The sequence below is a fragment of the Enterococcus sp. PF1-24 genome, assembly GCF_029893325.1.
Lineage (GTDB): Bacteria > Bacillota > Bacilli > Lactobacillales > Enterococcaceae > HY326.
On the sequence record NZ_JARXWL010000007.1, the window covers coordinates 98557 to 115194 of the forward strand.

Consider the following 16638-nt stretch of genomic DNA (forward strand, 5'->3'; position numbering starts at 1 on the left):
ACCAGTTTTTTTAGAGATTGGCTTTTCCAAGATGATCAACTATTCATCTGCATCAGCCAATCTTGCCAAAATTCGGACCATCAACCACAGATTTTCTCACCACTAGTTCTCCCATTAAAATTTTCAATTGATCTGCCTCATACTCTTTCTTTTCAAGAATATTACTAAGGGTTATCATTGCCAATTCACCTTTACTAACTTGATCTAACCGAATGGTAGTCAAAGGCGGATCATTTAATCGAGCATAGCGGATATCATCAAAACTAATGATTGAAATTCTATTTTGGTCATATATATTTTTTTCTTTCAAATAATGAATCAGTTCAACAGCTAAAAAATCAGCTGTAACTACAATCGCCGTAAAACGGTCTAAATTAGCTGCTATATTCCCTAAATCTTGTTTTTCATTGGTAAATACCAAATCCTCATCATAAGGAATCCCTCCGATTTTCAAAGCTTCTTTATAACCTTGAAAACGTGATTGTATAACACCCATACACTCAGGCTGAAAAGGATAGGTCAAAAAAGCAATCTGCTCATGTCCTTTACCTATTAAAAAGCTAGTTGCTGTTAAACCTGCTTGATAATCATCTGTATTAATAAACATCCTTCGATCCGGTTCGTTTAGTTCCACATAGCGTAAAGGTGATAAATGCGTATCAATAAAGACGATTGGAGCATCGATTTTAGCATTAATTTCTTCAAAAAAGGCTTCCGACACGCCAACTGCAATAAAACCTTCAAACTTCCAGTTACGTTGCACAGATTGAATATCTTCAACCGAAGTTACATTATGAATTAACGTAAAATAACCACGTTCTTTGGCGCAACGTTCAATTCCTTCCAACACTTCTGTAACAAAAGGATCAGAAAATCTAAAGCTTTCCGCTTCTGAATAATATAACAGTCCAATCAATCGAGATGAAGACTGCACTAAAGCACGGGCATTCATATTCGGCGTATAGTTATATTTTTCTATGATTTTTTCAATCAATTCGATTTTATCTTTAGAGACTCGGTGCGCTTTTTTATTGATTACATTTGATACTGTTGTGACGCTCACACCAGCCTCTTGCGCAATCTGCTTAATCGTAATTTTCATTTTAATCACCATTTTCCCAAAATTAGTCTATAGCCATTATACATGATTCCCTATCTAAGCAGTTGATTATTTTCCTGAACCACTGGCCACACCTGCAATAAATTGCTTTTGGAAAACCAAATAGATGATGATAACTGGAATGATTGAAATTGATGTTGCCGCAAACAATCCACCATAATCTGTACCATACTGACCATTGAACATTCGCAATCCAACAGAAAGCAGTTGTTTTTTTTCATCATTAATCATCAAGAAAGGCCACAAATAATCTTCCCAGCTCCATAAGAATTGGAAAATAGCCATACTCGCAATCGTATTACGAGACATCGGTAAAATAATCCGATGAAAAATAAAGAAATCTGATGCTCCATCTATTCGTGCAGCCTCTAACATTTCATCAGATATCCGTGAGATACTTTGACGAAATAGAAAAATGCCAAAACCACTAACCATCGATGGAATAATCAACGATTTATAAGTATCCATCCACCCAAAATTCATAATCATTTCATATTTAGGAATAATCGTAACTGCCCATGGAAGCATCATTGTTGACAAGGTAATTCCAAAAAGCAAATTACGTCCCCGAAATTTAAACTTAGCAAACACAAAACCAACCAATGCGCTAGTATAGATAATAATTACTGTTGTCAAAGTCGACACAAACAAGCTATTAAAAAACATGCGCATAAAGTCAAATTTTTCTTGAATCGTTGTATAATTATCAAAAGTTGAAGGTTTCGGGAAAATATTTCCACCAATTTTAACAATTTCTGAGTTAGTTGCAAAAGAAGAGATAAACATCCATAAAAATGGAATGACTGTCACCAAAGCAATCAAAAACAGCAGAATATTAAATATCCATCCACGTGATTTTTTCATCAGTCTAACTCTCCTTCCCCAGTAATTTTAAACATTATTATCGTCAAAATCGCAATAATAACAAAAAGAATAATCGCCATTGCTGAAGCTGTCCCAAAATTATATTTTTCAAAAGCTTCATCATAAATCAAATAAGAAATAACATATGATGATGTCCCTGGGCCACCTTTAGTCATAATCAAGATTTGAATATACGCTTGAAAATAACTGATTAATGATGTAATCACGATGAACAATGTCGTTGGTTTAAGTAAAGGCAAAGTAATATTAGTAAATCGTTGCCAAGCATTTGCACCATCCATATCGGCAGCCTCAAATACTTCTTCTGGCAACCCCATCAAACCACCTAAGAAAATTACTGTTGCATAACCAAAGTCCTTCCAAACAGTCATAATAATAATTGCTGGCATTGCCCATTTTGAATTCTGCAACCAGTTGATATCTAAGCCAAAAACTTTATTGATTAATCCAAATTGCGGATTGAACATCCATAACCAAACAAATGATACTGCAACCAGCGGTGTAATTGTCGGCATATAAAACATACCCTGAAAAAATGATTTAAAGCGAGTCAATTTAGAATTTAATAACAGAGCAAGCCCTAATCCTAATATCACGCGAAACAAAACAGAGAAGAAAGAGAAAACAAATGTATTTTTCATCGAACTCCAAAAAAGGTTATTCGTTAATACATCTTTAAAATTATCAAATCCAACCCAGTCATACTTATCAATCAAGGGATTCCAATCATGCAAACTACCAGCAAATGCTTTATAAATAGGATAAATAAGAAAAATAGCAAAATAAACAACTAGTAATGTCATCGTAATATTTCGCAAATTGAAGATTGGCGATACTTTTAAACGCTTTTCTTTCATACCCTGTCCCTCCTAATTCGTTTTAAAGTATTAATTTTGAAACTTTCATACTCTCATAAGAGTAAATGTGAGTGAAAGTTTATCGCTCTCACCCACATTCAAATTTCAAAGTTTACTTACCAGCCTCGTCATAAAATTCATAAGCTGAATCAAGTGAAACAAAATCTGTACTCTTCATTTCTGATTCCATTTTTGCCTGTCCATCTTTAATTGCTTGTTCCAAATCTTTGCCGTTATAAAGAACATCATCTAACGTTTGATCCCCTGTTTTTTCAACAGTTGCCGGGAAAGCACCAGGCCAGATTAAGCGATCAACACGTGGAGCAATTGCACTCAATACAGGATTTCCTAAAATTTCTTTGTCGTCAGCTAGCGATTTTTTAGTTGGGAATGACGCTAAAGTCAAAGCACCTTTTTTAGAGTATTCATCATTAGCCAAACAGAATCTTAAGAAATCTTGCGCAACTGCTTGTTGTTCTTCACTTTGATTTTTATTAATACCTGGCGTACTTTCACCATTATAACGATCATAAGCAAATGGTACTTCTTCAGTTGGTGTTGGTGTAGGGAACACGCCATAATCGATATCAGGATAATTTGTGTTCAAATCATTTAAAAACCAGCCCCACATATAAACCATCGCTGTTTGTCCATTACCAAAAGTTTTACCTGCTTCACCAAAATCTTTTGAACCGACTTTATCTTTTTCATAAAGATCTACTAAAAACTGCATATTTTCAACAGTTGTTGGATTATCATAGTTAGCAACTGAGCCATCTTCTTTAAATAACAGTGTTCCTTTTTGATAATTTAAACCTTCGTAAATAGCACTGTAATTTTCAAAATTATAGCTATAACCTGCTTGAACAATTTTACCATCTTCTGTTTTTGTTAATTTTTTGGCAACTTCACGGAATTCATCCCACGTTTTAGGAATATCAGCATCTGTTAAACCTGCTTCAGCCCACATTTCTTTATTGTAATAAATATTTCCGGTGTTGATTAAACTATCTGTATAATAAACTTTATCATCAATCACATGCGGTGCTACTGAAGTAAAATCAGCTTCCAAATCAGCTACAGAAATATCATATGGTGCTAAATAAGGAAAAATATTGTCATGTTGTGAATTATGAATATTGAAAATAGCTGGGCTATCTTTGCCTTTTAATGATAAAGGCAATTTTGTCCAATAATCATCCCACGGCTGCAATACAAATTTTATTTCTACATTGGGATAAATTTTTTCATATTCTTTTGCCATTTCACCAACAGGATCATTTTCTGTCCATGTCCAATAATCAATCTTAATTGGCTCGCCATCATTTACCAACTTGTTAGGGTCAAATTGAACAGCATCACCTATTACGTCCATTCCTTTGTCTGCCACTGAATCTTTTGTGCCAGATACTTCTTTCGTATCATCACCTGAAGAACACGCTGCCAGACTACCTACCAATAAAACCGAGAAAAGTGCTGCAAAAATTTTCTTTTTCATCATAGGACCTCCTAAAATTTTAAATAGATATCTCATTTAAGTTTAACGTTAAACTTAATATCACAAACAAAGTTTAACGTTAAACTTAAATATTGTCAAGCGCTTTCAAAGATATTTTTTTGCTTTTTTATATCCTGCCACCTTCTCTGTTATTTTATACTAAGCTTCACTTTTAACTCTCAAGGATTCCTTAACTTTTAGTTAGTTACCTCAAAAATTTAATTTTATTTGTCTCTACCAAAATATTTTTTTGCTGTCTGTTTATACAAAAAAACAGAAGAAATACTGATTGTCAATCACCCATTTCTTCTGCCTTATCTATTTTAAATTATACGTGTTAAAAAACAATTACATTTTTCATACCAACTGCTTGTTCAGCATTTTTCAACGCTTCCATAAACGAATCTATAGGATAAAGTTTCGTAATCAATTGATTTAGAGGTATTCTCCCACTAGCAATCAGTTTTTCAGACAAACGATAACCATTTAAACTCGCTCTAGTACAACCATAAACTCGTAATTGCTTGTAATGTAGAAGATTAGTATTCAACGGTACATTCTCTTTTTCTTTAGGTAATCCGCCAAAAAATAATAGTCGCCCATTCATTCCCATATAATTAAAGCTTTCCTCTTGAACTTTAGGCGCTGGAGCAGCAACTATACATAAATCTACCCCTTTACCACCTGTCTCAAACATAATTTTTTCTTGAAGATTATCACTGGTTACAATCGTTAATTCTGGCACTAATTCTTTCGCTGTATTTAAGCGATCTATTTGAAGATCATTCATTAATACTTTGCCTGCACCTCTATTTAAGGCTAGCATCGCGTGCATAATGCCAATTGGTCCTGCACCAACAATTAATACAGTATCCCCTGCGTTTACACCAGAAATTTCTTGTCCGTTAAATACACAGCTGAAAGGCTCAATAAGAGCAGCTTCTTCAAAACTAATCTCATCTTGCAACAAAGTGACATTTCCCTGACGAATTGCTTTTTCCGGAACCTTCAAATACTCTGCAAAACCACCAGGTAAATTGATACCAAAAGCTTCATACTCTGCACACAAGTGTGTGTTTCCACTTACACATTGATCACAAATTCCACATCCCATATTAGGGGCAACCGCTACACGCATCCCTTTTTCATATCCATTTACTAAATTGCCGACTTCTTCAATTACACCAGAAATTTCATGACCTAAAATTAAGGGATGCTCCTCATCCACATTTACATAACCATTTTTAAACATACGAACATCTGTCCCACAAATAGATGCAGCTTTAACTTTTATAAGAAGCTCTGTATCATCAATAATTGGTTTAGAAACTTCTGTCAATCGGATTTTTTCTTTTCCTAACAACTGAACAGCTTTCATCATTTTTTGTGACATTACTTCTCCTCCTGGATAGTTAATTATAAGAACAAAAATTTTACAACTTTCTACATTAATTGAACAATACGTTTTTCTAGTAACGAAGTTAATCCTGCGTGAACTAATTTAACAGCCATCATGCCATCATAGCCTGTTACTAAAGGTTCGGTATCATTTATAATACAATCTACGAAAGCTTGATCTTCTCTTACATAAGCTTCTTGAAACAGATAAGTCCAACTGTGCATTGCCGGTCGAACAATTTCCCCATTTTTTTTAGCCACAACAACCTTATGTTTACTTTGATCTCCTATTAACACGCTACCATTTGTCCCTAAAATTTCTACTCTAGCATCATAACCATATTGCACGTATTGAGCGCCATCTACCGCTCCTAATTTACCATCTGAAAATTGCAAATTTAAAGAAACAGTATCATAATAATCTGGATATTCCTGGCGAACTTCTGGTGAACGGAAATTGCCACCAATAGCATAAATAGATGCTACTTCACTTCCTGCAAACCAACGTAAAGTATCAAAATCATGGCTATTAACTTCACCAATCGGTCCACTACTTTTTGATATATCATACATCCAAGGTTTTGGTTCACTCGGTCCATGAGTAAGTGATTTAATTAAAACAACATCACCAATTTGTCCGGAATCCACTATTTTTTTAGCCTCTTGAAAACTTTCATCAAATCGTCGCATGAAGCCAACTTGTAATTTCACCTGATGTTCTTGTGCTGCTGCAATCATCTCTAAACATTCTTGTTCATTCATTGCTAATGGTTTTTCACATAAAATATGTTTTTTTGCTTGTGCTGCTGCGATTACAATTTCTTTATGATAAACAGTAGGTGTAACAACCACAACTGCATCTATATCTGGATTTTCAACAGCTTGTTTATAATCTGTATAAACATATTCTACAGCTAATTCTTCTTTAGCTTTTTGTAATGCTTCTTCTGAGGGATCACACAAAGCTATTAATTTCCCACCTGACACTTTTGCCGCCATATTGCGACCGTGAATTAAGCCCGCACGCCCTGTACCTATTAAACAAATATTAATCATTTCCACCGTTTCCCTTCCAACTAATAACTAATAACTAATCACTTACGCTTGTTCTCTTTTTTTAGCTCCAGCGATTTTTATTGCTGTCACCAAAAAACCACTAATTGCAGTTCCAATAACCAAAGCAATAATATAAAGTAATACATTAGAAACTGCTCCTGGAATTAAGAAAACGAAAAAACCGCCATGTGGTACTGCTATCCCACAATTAAAAAACATTGATAGAGCTCCAGTAATAGCAGAACCAATTGTAACTGACCCTAAAACACGTAACGGATCAGCCGCCGCAAAAGGAATAGCCCCCTCAGAAATAAACGAAAGTCCTAAAACCCAAGCTGATTTCCCAGCTTCTCTTTCTTCACTGGTATACAACTGTTTACCAAGAATTGTTGAAGAAAGTGCCATTGCTAATGGCGGAACCATTCCTGAAACCATAACAGCTGCCATAATTGTGCTTGTCTCACCTACTGCAAGGTTTGTCAATGAAGCTACACCGAAGAAATAAGCTGCTTTCCCAACCGGTCCAGCTAGATCAATAGCCATCATCGCACCTAGTATCAATCCTAATAAAACTGAATTAATCCCAGTTAAACTATTCAACCAATTCATAATTCCTTCGTTAATCGCAGTAATCGGTACTCCAACAATAAATTTCATAATGCCGCCAACAATTAATACTGAAAGAACTGGTAAAATCAAAACAGGCAATAATCCAGAAAATGCAGCTGGTAACTTTAAAAGTTTCTTTAATAATAAAATAGTATATCCAGCCAAAAAGCCACCTAATAACGCACCAAGAAATCCCGCGTTCATGCTTGATGCAACCATTCCAGCAACCATCCCAGGTACTAAACCGGGACGATCAGCAATAGAAAATGCGACATAACCACCAAGAATTGGCCACATTAAACCCATAGCTATACCACCAAGCTCATTAATTGCTTGCGCTAAAGCTCCTTCAGAATTAATTCCTCCGAATGCAAACGCTAGGGCTATACATAACCCACCTGCAACGACAAACGGAATCATATAAGAAACCCCGGTCATTAAATGGCTATAAATCCCTTTACTTTGTACTTTTTCGCTTTGTTGCGTTTCACCGTTAGTCATTTGGTAAACAGGTGCTGTTAATGAACGTTCCAATAAAGCTGGTCCGTCATTAATAGCTTCATTTACATCTACTTCAATTAATTTTTTACCATAAAATCGTTCTTTATTTACAGTTGTGCTAGCAGCTATCACAACTGCATCGGCTGCTTCAATATCAGAATCCGACAATACATTTTCAGCGCCAATTGAACCTTGTGTTTCAACCTTAATTTCATAACCTTTTTCTTTGGCTGCCATTTCCAAATTTTCTGCTGCCATATACGTATGAGCAATTCCGGTAGAACAAGAAGTAATTGCAACTATTTTCATCGATATTTCCTCCTTAGCATTTTCGTTATATAAGTTTTTTATACTTAATTATTCCTAAATTGATTAAATAGACAGTTTAATGAAAATATTTTTTTATTCCCCGATAATTGTATAGATTTCTTCTTTATCAACTGCGTTCATTAATCTATCTCGTATTTCTTGGTGCATCAATTTACGTGAAAGCTGGCTTAAAATTCGTAAATGCTCATCATTAGAGTTTTCTGGAACTGCAATTAAAAATAATAAATGTACTGGCTTCCCATCCATTGAATCATAAGCAATACCTTTCTGACTACGACCAAAAGCTAAACTGGGTGTCTGAACTGCAATGGATTTACCGTGTGGAATTCCTACACCAAAACCAATTCCAGTTGTTGATTCTTCCTCTCGAACCATTACCGCATCTAAATAGACATCTAAATCAGTTATTCGTTGACTTATTTTCATTTTTTCGGCTAATTCTTTTATTCCATCAATTTTTGTTTGACTATTCATTTCCAATACGATTAATTCTTCACTTATAAGTTCTTTTAATCCCATTTAGTTATTCTCCTTTTTTAATGCCTTATATTCTTCAACAATCGGAATTCCTGAACTAGTTCCCAAACGCTGTGCTCCTGCTTCTACCATCGCTAAAGCTGTCTCTAAATCACGGATACCTCCAGCAGCTTTCACTTTCACTTTATCCCCAACAATTTTTTTCATTAAACGAACATCTGCTAATGTTGCTCCACCTGTTCCAAAACCAGTTGATGTTTTTACAAAATCAGGTAATACTTCTCTAGCAATCTCACATACAGTAATTTTTTCTTCATCTGTTAAGTAGCAATTTTCAAGAATAACTTTACTTAATATTTTATTTTTTCGGCAAACAGCTACAATATCTTCCATTTCTTTACGAATATAATCAACATTTCCTTCTTTTAGTTCACCAACATTGATTACATAGTCAATTTCGTCCGCACCATTCTTGATTGCATTTTCTACTTCAAATACTTTTGTTTCAATTGTTGTTTGTCCTAAAGGGAATCCAATCGCTGCACCTACATGAACTGGGCTGTCTTTCAAAAGCTCTGCACATAAACTTACTGGAGATGAGTTAATAGCAACCATCTTAAATCCATATTCGTCAGCTTCTTGACATAATTTTTCAAATCCTGAATGTACCGCATCCGCTTTCAATAATGTGTGATCTACCAAATTTGCCAGTTCTTTTACAGTTAAATTAATTGTCATTTTATTTCCTCCTATATTTGAATTCGTTTTCATTCTAACATATATTTTCACTTTATCAACATATAAAAGCAAATGAAAATAGATATTTTTCATTTGCTTTTGAAAAGACAAAAAAAGACTAAAACATATTAAAGTTTTAGTCCATAATAACTACGCAATCGAAACACTTAAATTCAATCTTTTTAGTTCCTTTAACTTTTCATCGGTAATCTCATTATCCGTGATAAATAAATCTACTTCATTTGGTCTAGCAAATAATTTAAAACTATCTTTCCTAATTTTGCTAGATTCACAAAGTAATAATTTCTCTTTCGCAATTGTAAACAGAACTTTTTTCAATTCTGCAGTTCCAATATTCGGTGTAGAATAGCCTTTTTCTGGAGAAAAAGAAGTTGTTCCAATCACTGCTTTATCCACCAAAAAAGTTCGCAAAGATTCAATCACCATTTCCCCAGAAGCATACTGAAATCCATTACGAATAATACCGCCAATAAAGCAAATTTCATGGTTAGTTTCTTCACTAAGCATTGAAGCTATTTGTAAATCATAAGTAAGGATACGTAAATCTTTAACCGAACTATTTATCAATGCTTCAGCAAAAGCCAAACAAGATGTTCCTGTATCAATCACCAAAGAGTCTCCATCATTAAGTAAATCCACGGCTTTACGAGCTATTTTTCGCTTTTCATCTGTTAAAGTACGTACTTTGGGTTTATCTTCAAAACTTCTTTGAAGATTGCGAATCGCACCACCATGTGTACGCGTCAACAAGTGTTCTTTTTCTAATTCTCGCATATCTGTACGAATTGTACTTCCTGAAACTTGAAAAAGTTCAACTAAATCAACTACTTGAAGTCGTTCTTGTTCCTCTAACAAACGTAATATTTTAGCTTTCCGTTCTTCTGCGTACATAAATTTATTTTCGTCCAAATCCCCACCGCCTGTTATTTGCTTTTGATTGCTTTCATTTCAAAGCATAACATGATTAGCTGTGAAAAGAAAGGAATTCTGTAGATTGATTTTTATTCAGCTAACAACTATAAATTTTTTTATATTAAATAGCATCAAAATAAACTTAATAAAAAAACACCTTTCTTTTCCAAGAAAAATGTCTTTCACTCACTATTTATTAAAAATTTTAGGTCCTTTACGCATGTTTTTCTGATCGTTTTTTGGTGCGCTCATTTGTTTCGAACGACCGCCACCGGTTTGTTTCTTTTTAATCAGCTCTAACATTTTTTCTTTTGAATTCAAAATCTTCACCACCTTTAAACTTTTCAACTATATATCATCTTATTTTTTCTTTTTTTGCTTTTTTTCATCTTTTATAAAGAAAGATAAGGTAAATAACACGCTCAAGATTATTAAATAAATAAGTAACGCTTTTTTAGCATCTGATGAATCGACAAACCATAATGGTTTAACAGTCACTTTTTGGCTATATTTTTTGTGAAAACCAATTGTTCCATGACAAACAAGCAATACGACATTAAGCCATTTAAACTGACTAATAAATTCAGCCAAGCTGCGACTGTTTTTTTTCGTTTTATTAGTAAACTGCCCCCACAGAGTCAAAAATAATAATAGTATATTAGTAAACAGCGGAACTTTCCAGGCTGAATCATCCAACTGGACTATGATTGCAGTAATCAGCCCGAAAATTGGTACAACTAATAGATTTAAAGCGATAGACAATCCGTCATGTTCTTCTAAAAATTCCGCTAAGGAAAAACGTCTCCGTTTTCTTTTACGTTTATACTCGAAAGTATCGGCTTCAATTTGTTGTTGCTTAAGCCTTTTACGTTTCTTTTTGGAATTCAAAATTTCACCCTTTGTTATTTACTTAATTCATCATTCTTCTCAAAAATCAGCTGCTTTTAAAGTGTATCAAATTTGCCACTAATATTAAAGAAAATCTTTGGCTGTCTACAGATAAAAAACGTTATCATAGGCATTTTTGCTAATGCTGTGTATCAAAAAAGCAGTTAAGCCAGAAAAACAGCTTAACTGCTAAGTGATTTAGTCTTTTTTATCTTCGTTTAAAACTGCTTTACGAGAGACATTTACACGGCCTTGACGGTCAATTTCAGTTACTTTAACTAAGACTTCGTCGCCAAGTTTTACAACATCTTCTACTTGGTTGACGCGTTCGTTAGCTAATTGAGAAATATGAACTAAGCCATCTTTGCCTTTCGCTAAGTTAACAAAGGCACCGAATTTTTCAATTCGGACTACTTTACCTAAGTAAACTTCGCCGACTTTGATTTCTTTTGTTAATTCTTTGATAATTTGAATAGCTTTTTTGATCATATCGGCATCGGCAGAAGCAATGCTAACATTACCTTCTTGGTCGATATCAATTTTAACGCCTGTTTCATCAATGATACCGTTGATGGTGTCGCCACCTTTACCAATAACATCTTTGATTTTAGCAGGATCAATTTTAATCATTTCAATTTTTGGCGCGTATTGGCTTAACTCTTCACGCGGCGCAGCTAATGTTGAAGTTAATTCTTCTAAAATTTCCATCCGCGCTTTTTTCGCTTGAGCTAAAGCTTCAGTTAAAATTTGTTCAGTGATTCCTTGGATTTTAATATCCATTTGTAAAGCTGTAATTCCGGCTTTCGTTCCGGCAACTTTAAAGTCCATATCGCCAAGGTGATCTTCTAAGCCTTGAATATCAGTTAAAATAGTGTAGTTTTCACCGTCAGAAACAAGTCCCATAGCAATCCCTGCAACCGGTGCTTTAATCGGCACCCCAGCATCCATTAAGGCCAATGTTCCAGCACAAATACTAGCTTGTGAAGAAGAACCATTTGATTCCAATACTTCGGCTACTAAACGAATTGTGTAAGGAAATTCTGATTCGTCAGGAATTACTTGCGCTAAGGCTCTTTCACCTAAAGCACCATGTCCGATTTCACGACGACCTGGTGAACCAGCACGCCCTGTTGAACCAACAGAGAATTGCGGGAAGTTGTAGTGGTGAATGAATCGTTTACTATCTTCAACTCCTAAGCCATCAATAATTTGATGCTCTCCTAAAGGTGCTAAAGTACAAGCAGATAAAGCTTGCGTTTGGCCCCGTGTAAATAAACCTGAACCGTGTACTCGTGGTAATAAAGCCACTTCTGAATCTAATTGACGGATTTCATCTAATTTACGGCCATCAGGACGAATTTTATCAATCGTGATTAATTCACGAACCACATCTTTTTCTAAATCTTCAGCAATTTGTTTGACTTCTTTGTTGATGCTATCTGCTTCTTCAGTGTCAGCAAATTTTTCAGCATAAACTTCTTTAACTGTTTCTTTGACTTTTTCGATTTCATCTTCACGAGCCAATTTTTCTTCTGTCATTACAGCTGTTTTCATAGTTGCATAGTAAGCATCAAAAATTTCTTTTTTCAAGTCAGGATTAACTTGTAAAAGTTTTACTTCCATTTTTTCTTTGCCGACAGCGGCTACGATTTCTTCTTGGAAAGCAATCATTTCTTTAATTGCTTCAAAACCAAATAGTAAAGCACCTAGCATATCATCTTCAGAAACTTCTTTGGCGCCACTTTCTACCATGTTAATCGCTTTTTTGGTACCAGCAACAGTTAATTCAATATCAGTTGCTGCAGCTTGTTCAATCGTTGGGTTCAACACATATTCGCCAGCCACACGACCAACTTCAACGCCAGCAATCGGGCCATCAAAAGGAATATCAGAAATTGATAAAGCTAAAGACGAACCTAACATCGCTGCCATTGCTGGTGAGCAATCTTGCTCTACGCTCATTACCACGTTGGTTACTTGAACTTCGTTACGGAAACCTTCCGCAAACATCGGGCGGATTGGGCGGTCAATTAAGCGGGCAGTTAAGGTTGCTGCAGTACTTGGACGACCTTCTCGTTTAATGAAGCCACCGGGAACTTTCCCTACAGCATACATTTTTTCTTCATAATTAATAGTTAACGGGAAGAAATCAGTATCTTTTGCTTCTTTAGAAGCCACGGCTGCACTTAAAACCACTGTATCGCCATAACGAACTAAAACTGCACCATTAGCTTGTTTAGCTAATTGACCGATTTCTACTTGTAGCAGGCGTCCGCCCCAAGTTGTTTTGAAAACTTGTTTTTCTGTCATTTTTATTTTTCCTCCGTTTCGCTTAAAAGCAAACTTTATTATTTTTCGTTTTTTTAAAAGCGAGACGCTACTAAACAAATGGAAATAGCTAACCGTTAGCTGCTTTCATTTGGTTAGTAGAGTGTCGGTAAACTTTTAAAAAAACAAATTTTAATCTGGTTAGAAATTAGCAAAAAAGTGAGATTCCTTGGAACCTCACTTTCGCGTTGTTAATTAACGACGTAATCCTAAACGTTGGATTAATTCGCGGTAACGTTGTACGTCTTTATCGCGTAAGTAAGCTAATAAGTTACGACGATGACCGATTTTTTTCATTAGTCCACGGTAAGAATGATGATCTTTTTTGTGAACGCGAGCATGCTCATTCAAGTGATTGATTTCGTAAGTTAGTACAGCAATTTGTACTTCTGGAGAACCAGTATCACCTTCATGGCGAGCATATTCTGAAATGATTTGATTTTTTTGTTCTTTTGAAATTGCCATGAGTTCCACCTCTTTCTTCATTTTAATCCTATAACTGAGTAAAGCGTTGGTGAAGCACTTAACCAAGAAATAGGGCGGTATGTCAAGCATACAGATATACTTTACTTGAAATTACCAAAAAAAGCAAGCTTTAATTAAAAGAGCGGAAAGGGCTCGTTCAGCTCCCAAGTAAAATACATAAAGAAATTATAGCGGTGCTTTCTACCACAAATTTCTTCTTCACTTTATCGAGTGGTGCAAAGCCTCACAGCTGGATTACAGAAAAAGCGGGAAAAATACAAAATTACATTTTTTTGCTTGCTTTGTTTTTGCAGTATCTAAGCTTTTTATGTTAAACTATAAGGGCAATCTGCCTGATTATTATCAGGCCACTTTGAAAGGAGTCAACCTCGTTTGATTACAATGGATAATATTATTCGTGAAGGGCATCCGACTTTACGAAAAGTAGCTGCAGAAGTTGCACTACCACTTTCTCCTGAAGATATCGCTTTAGGAAAAGAAATGATGGAATTTTTATTGAATAGCCAAGACCCGATTAAATCTGAAGAGTTAGCTTTACGTGGTGGCGTTGGTTTAGCAGCACCGCAGTTAGATATTTCTAAACGAATTATCGCACTCCATGTTCCAGCTGATGAAGAAGATGCGGCGCCGGTTCTAAGTGCGGTCATGTATAACCCTAAAATTTTGAGTCATTCGGTACAAGATACTTGTTTAGGAGAAGGGGAAGGTTGTCTTTCTGTTGACCGAGAAGTCCCTGGTTATGTTGTCCGCCACGCTAAAATCACAGTTTCTTACTATGATATGAATGGCAACAAACAAAAAATCCGTCTTAAAGGTTATGAATCAATCGTTGTTCAACATGAAATTGATCATTTAAATGGCATTATGTTCTACGATCACATTAATGAACAAAATCCTTTTGCCTTAAAAGAAGGCGTCTTAGTCATTGAATAAAATTTAAATTTAAAAGTGGGGCAATCGCTGATTGTCCCACTTTTTTACTTATTCACGATTTTCCACTAGATGATCAGTCAATTTCTTTTTCCCACGATCTAACGCGTTCCGCACTTGATTCTCTGAAATATGTAGCAGCTGGGCAATTTCAGCTAAATCCATTTGCAATAAGTAACAACTCATGACTGCTCCCTCTCTTTCAGAAAACAACGTTTGATACTTTTGAAAATTTTCTTTTAAAATCATATTTTCCAAAATATGCGGTTGATAGTTCATGCCTTTGCGATAATTCGCTTCATCAACAGGTGCTAATTTCTCTAAAGAACAACTTAACACATCCGCTTTACGTTTCAAAGCGGTTTGTTTCCGCAATAAACTGTTAATATGATTTACAAAAGCTAACTTGAAAAAATGCCCTAGCGTCGCCCCTTTTTCCACATCGTAGCAAGTCAATATTTTATAAAAAACAATTTGACCTTCTTGGAGCCAATCATCATTATCAAAATTATTTAAACGGTATTTTTTCTGCAACTTAAATACAATCGGCTTATAACGATTAAATAATTGTAAAAATTCTTCTTGCTGCCTAAACGATTGAGATTGTGCCATTTGTTGTTCCTCCTTAAGATTCAAATGAACACAACAACAGCCTTTCCTACATCTTATCAAAATCTCTCGCTAAACAGCGCTTTCTTTTTTTGTTTTTCGCAAAAATTCCCGCTTGCAGGCAGGAATTTCTGAGAAAAAAGAATGAAAAACAAGGAAATCACAAAAAAATGCGTATTTCTTTATAGCAATAAAAAAGGAACTGACCCAGAATAGTGGGACATAATAAAAAAGCACTTCTTGTTGAATTCAAGTAAAATGAATTTAACAGGAGGTGCTTTTTAGCATGACAATGAGAGTAGCGTACCCGATTGAGGTAAAACAAGAAGTGATTCGCATGAAATTAGATGGAAAAGCAACTAAGGAAATAATGTCCACACTTAATATTAAAAACAAAACACAAGTTGAAACATGGTGGCGTTGGCATCGTAATGGAGAAACCCACCGGTTTCTTCAACCTGTTGGGAAACAGTATAGTTTTGGCAAAGGACCAGAGGACCTGTCTGAAGTTGACTACCTAAGAAATCAAAATAAGTTTTTAAAACAACAATTAGAAGTGATAAAAAAGTACAACGAATTGGAAAGGATGTGGAAAGAGACTCATTTATAGCCCTTGTAGAGTCATTGAAAGATCAAATGAGTATTAAAGAATTGTGCGAGCAATTTAAGATAGGTCGTTCCACATATTATCGATGGTTAAAAACAGCCCCCAAAGGATTAACTGATTTAGAACAATTAATTAAGGAACTCTGTTTTACACATAAATTCAGATACGGTTATAGAAAAATCACTGCGCTGGTGTGTCGAGTAAGAAGTGTCAGTAAGAATACAGTTCAACATATCATGCGTCGTTATGGGTGGAATTGTCGTACGAAAATGAAGAAAAGAACAAAAGTTGGGCAGCCATATAAAATAGTTGGCAATCATTTAAACCGAAGATTTTCTTCAAACAGTCAGTTAAAAAAATTAGTAACGGACATTACCTATCTTCCTTT

Annotated in this window: 18 protein-coding genes; 3 read left to right on the forward strand and 15 right to left on the reverse strand. The window is 35.0% G+C overall.

Going from position 1 to position 16638, the window contains the following annotated elements; genetic code table 11:
* Positions 1–52: 52 nt before the first annotated feature.
* The 14 genes from M2139_RS04910 to rpsO form a co-directional block, all read right to left on the reverse strand.
* Positions 53–1102 (reverse strand): LacI family DNA-binding transcriptional regulator, encoded by a 1050-nt coding sequence (locus tag M2139_RS04910; RefSeq protein WP_280737701.1) that lies wholly within the window; start codon positions 1100–1102, stop codon positions 53–55.
* 66 nt (positions 1103–1168) lie between these two features.
* Complete coding sequence (locus tag M2139_RS04915; protein ID WP_280737702.1) at positions 1169–1984, reverse strand: carbohydrate ABC transporter permease; 816 nt, start codon at positions 1982–1984, stop codon at positions 1169–1171.
* Complete coding sequence (locus M2139_RS04920) at positions 1984–2862, reverse strand: sugar ABC transporter permease (protein ID WP_280737703.1); 879 nt, start codon at positions 2860–2862, stop codon at positions 1984–1986. Before M2139_RS04920 ends, M2139_RS04915 begins: the two co-directional genes overlap by 1 nt.
* A gap of 112 nt (positions 2863–2974) precedes the next feature.
* Positions 2975–4360 carry an extracellular solute-binding protein gene (locus tag M2139_RS04925; protein WP_280737704.1) on the reverse strand — a complete coding sequence of 462 codons (1386 nt, stop codon included), beginning with the start codon at positions 4358–4360 and terminating at the stop codon, positions 2975–2977.
* Between the two features lie 337 nt (positions 4361–4697).
* Positions 4698–5753, reverse strand: coding sequence for a zinc-dependent dehydrogenase (locus M2139_RS04930; RefSeq protein WP_280737705.1), 1056 nt, complete (start codon positions 5751–5753; stop codon positions 4698–4700).
* A gap of 50 nt (positions 5754–5803) precedes the next feature.
* Complete coding sequence (locus M2139_RS04935) at positions 5804–6814, reverse strand: Gfo/Idh/MocA family oxidoreductase (protein ID WP_280737718.1); 1011 nt, start codon at positions 6812–6814, stop codon at positions 5804–5806.
* A 42-nt stretch (positions 6815–6856) separates the two neighbouring features.
* Positions 6857–8233 carry a fructose-specific PTS transporter subunit EIIC gene (locus M2139_RS04940; RefSeq protein ID WP_280737706.1) on the reverse strand — a complete coding sequence of 459 codons (1377 nt, stop codon included), beginning with the start codon at positions 8231–8233 and terminating at the stop codon, positions 6857–6859.
* Positions 8234–8326: 93 nt separating this feature from the next.
* Positions 8327–8773, reverse strand: coding sequence for a PTS sugar transporter subunit IIA (locus tag M2139_RS04945; protein ID WP_280737707.1), 447 nt, complete (start codon positions 8771–8773; stop codon positions 8327–8329).
* A complete protein-coding gene (deoC, locus tag M2139_RS04950) occupies positions 8774–9469 on the reverse strand; it encodes a deoxyribose-phosphate aldolase (RefSeq protein WP_280737708.1) in 696 nt (231 codons plus the stop codon).
* 150 nt (positions 9470–9619) lie between these two features.
* Positions 9620–10399, reverse strand: coding sequence for a DeoR/GlpR family DNA-binding transcription regulator (locus M2139_RS04955; protein ID WP_280737709.1), 780 nt, complete (start codon positions 10397–10399; stop codon positions 9620–9622).
* A gap of 192 nt (positions 10400–10591) precedes the next feature.
* A complete protein-coding gene (locus tag M2139_RS04960; protein ID WP_280737710.1) occupies positions 10592–10723 on the reverse strand; it encodes a hypothetical protein in 132 nt (43 codons plus the stop codon).
* A gap of 39 nt (positions 10724–10762) precedes the next feature.
* The gene (locus M2139_RS04965; protein ID WP_280737711.1) at positions 10763–11290 is read right to left on the reverse strand and encodes a hypothetical protein; all 528 of its coding nucleotides are present in this window, start codon (positions 11288–11290) and stop codon (positions 10763–10765) included.
* Between the two features lie 198 nt (positions 11291–11488).
* Positions 11489–13600 carry a polyribonucleotide nucleotidyltransferase gene (gene pnp, locus M2139_RS04970; protein ID WP_280737712.1) on the reverse strand — a complete coding sequence of 704 codons (2112 nt, stop codon included), beginning with the start codon at positions 13598–13600 and terminating at the stop codon, positions 11489–11491.
* Between the two features lie 213 nt (positions 13601–13813).
* Complete coding sequence (rpsO, locus tag M2139_RS04975; protein WP_280737713.1) at positions 13814–14083, reverse strand: 30S ribosomal protein S15; 270 nt, start codon at positions 14081–14083, stop codon at positions 13814–13816.
* Between the two features lie 393 nt (positions 14084–14476).
* On the opposite strand from rpsO, the gene def reads away from it, so the two are divergent.
* Complete coding sequence (gene def, locus M2139_RS04980; RefSeq protein WP_280737714.1) at positions 14477–15037, forward strand: peptide deformylase; 561 nt, start codon at positions 14477–14479, stop codon at positions 15035–15037.
* 48 nt (positions 15038–15085) lie between these two features.
* On the opposite strand, the gene M2139_RS04985 is transcribed toward def, so the two are convergent.
* Entirely contained in the window at positions 15086–15646 is a 561-nt protein-coding gene (locus tag M2139_RS04985) for a sigma-70 family RNA polymerase sigma factor (protein ID WP_280737715.1), read from the reverse strand.
* A 283-nt stretch (positions 15647–15929) separates the two neighbouring features.
* Here M2139_RS04985 and M2139_RS04990 point away from each other — a divergent pair, with 283 nt between their 5' ends.
* Complete coding sequence (locus M2139_RS04990; protein ID WP_280737716.1) at positions 15930–16253, forward strand: DUF5320 domain-containing protein; 324 nt, start codon at positions 15930–15932, stop codon at positions 16251–16253.
* Positions 16254–16279: 26 nt separating this feature from the next.
* The coding region (locus tag M2139_RS04995) for an IS3 family transposase (RefSeq protein ID WP_280739531.1) at positions 16280–16638 on the forward strand (359 nt) is incomplete at its 3' end.

Excerpts from the sequence above, each read along its gene's own strand:
- M2139_RS04985 (WP_280737715.1), bottom strand. The coding sequence starts at position 15,646 with ATGGCACAATCTCAATCGTTTAGGCAGCAAGAAGAATTTTTACAATTA.
- M2139_RS04930 (WP_280737705.1), bottom strand. The coding sequence starts at position 5,753 with ATGTCACAAAAAATGATGAAAGCTGTTCAGTTGTTAGGAAAAGAAAAA.
- M2139_RS04990 (WP_280737716.1), top strand. The coding sequence starts at position 15,930 with ATGACAATGAGAGTAGCGTACCCGATTGAGGTAAAACAAGAAGTGATT.
- M2139_RS04910 (WP_280737701.1), bottom strand. The coding sequence starts at position 1,102 with ATGAAAATTACGATTAAGCAGATTGCGCAAGAGGCTGGTGTGAGCGTC.
- M2139_RS04945 (WP_280737707.1), bottom strand. The coding sequence starts at position 8,773 with ATGGGATTAAAAGAACTTATAAGTGAAGAATTAATCGTATTGGAAATG.
- deoC (WP_280737708.1), bottom strand. The coding sequence starts at position 9,469 with ATGACAATTAATTTAACTGTAAAAGAACTGGCAAATTTGGTAGATCAC.
- M2139_RS04940 (WP_280737706.1), bottom strand. The coding sequence starts at position 8,233 with ATGAAAATAGTTGCAATTACTTCTTGTTCTACCGGAATTGCTCATACG.
- rpsO (WP_280737713.1), bottom strand. The coding sequence starts at position 14,083 with ATGGCAATTTCAAAAGAACAAAAAAATCAAATCATTTCAGAATATGCT.
- M2139_RS04920 (WP_280737703.1), bottom strand. The coding sequence starts at position 2,862 with ATGAAAGAAAAGCGTTTAAAAGTATCGCCAATCTTCAATTTGCGAAAT.
- M2139_RS04935 (WP_280737718.1), bottom strand. The coding sequence starts at position 6,814 with ATGATTAATATTTGTTTAATAGGTACAGGGCGTGCGGGCTTAATTCAC.
- M2139_RS04925 (WP_280737704.1), bottom strand. The coding sequence starts at position 4,360 with ATGAAAAAGAAAATTTTTGCAGCACTTTTCTCGGTTTTATTGGTAGGT.
- pnp (WP_280737712.1), bottom strand. The coding sequence starts at position 13,600 with ATGACAGAAAAACAAGTTTTCAAAACAACTTGGGGCGGACGCCTGCTA.
- M2139_RS04915 (WP_280737702.1), bottom strand. The coding sequence starts at position 1,984 with ATGAAAAAATCACGTGGATGGATATTTAATATTCTGCTGTTTTTGATT.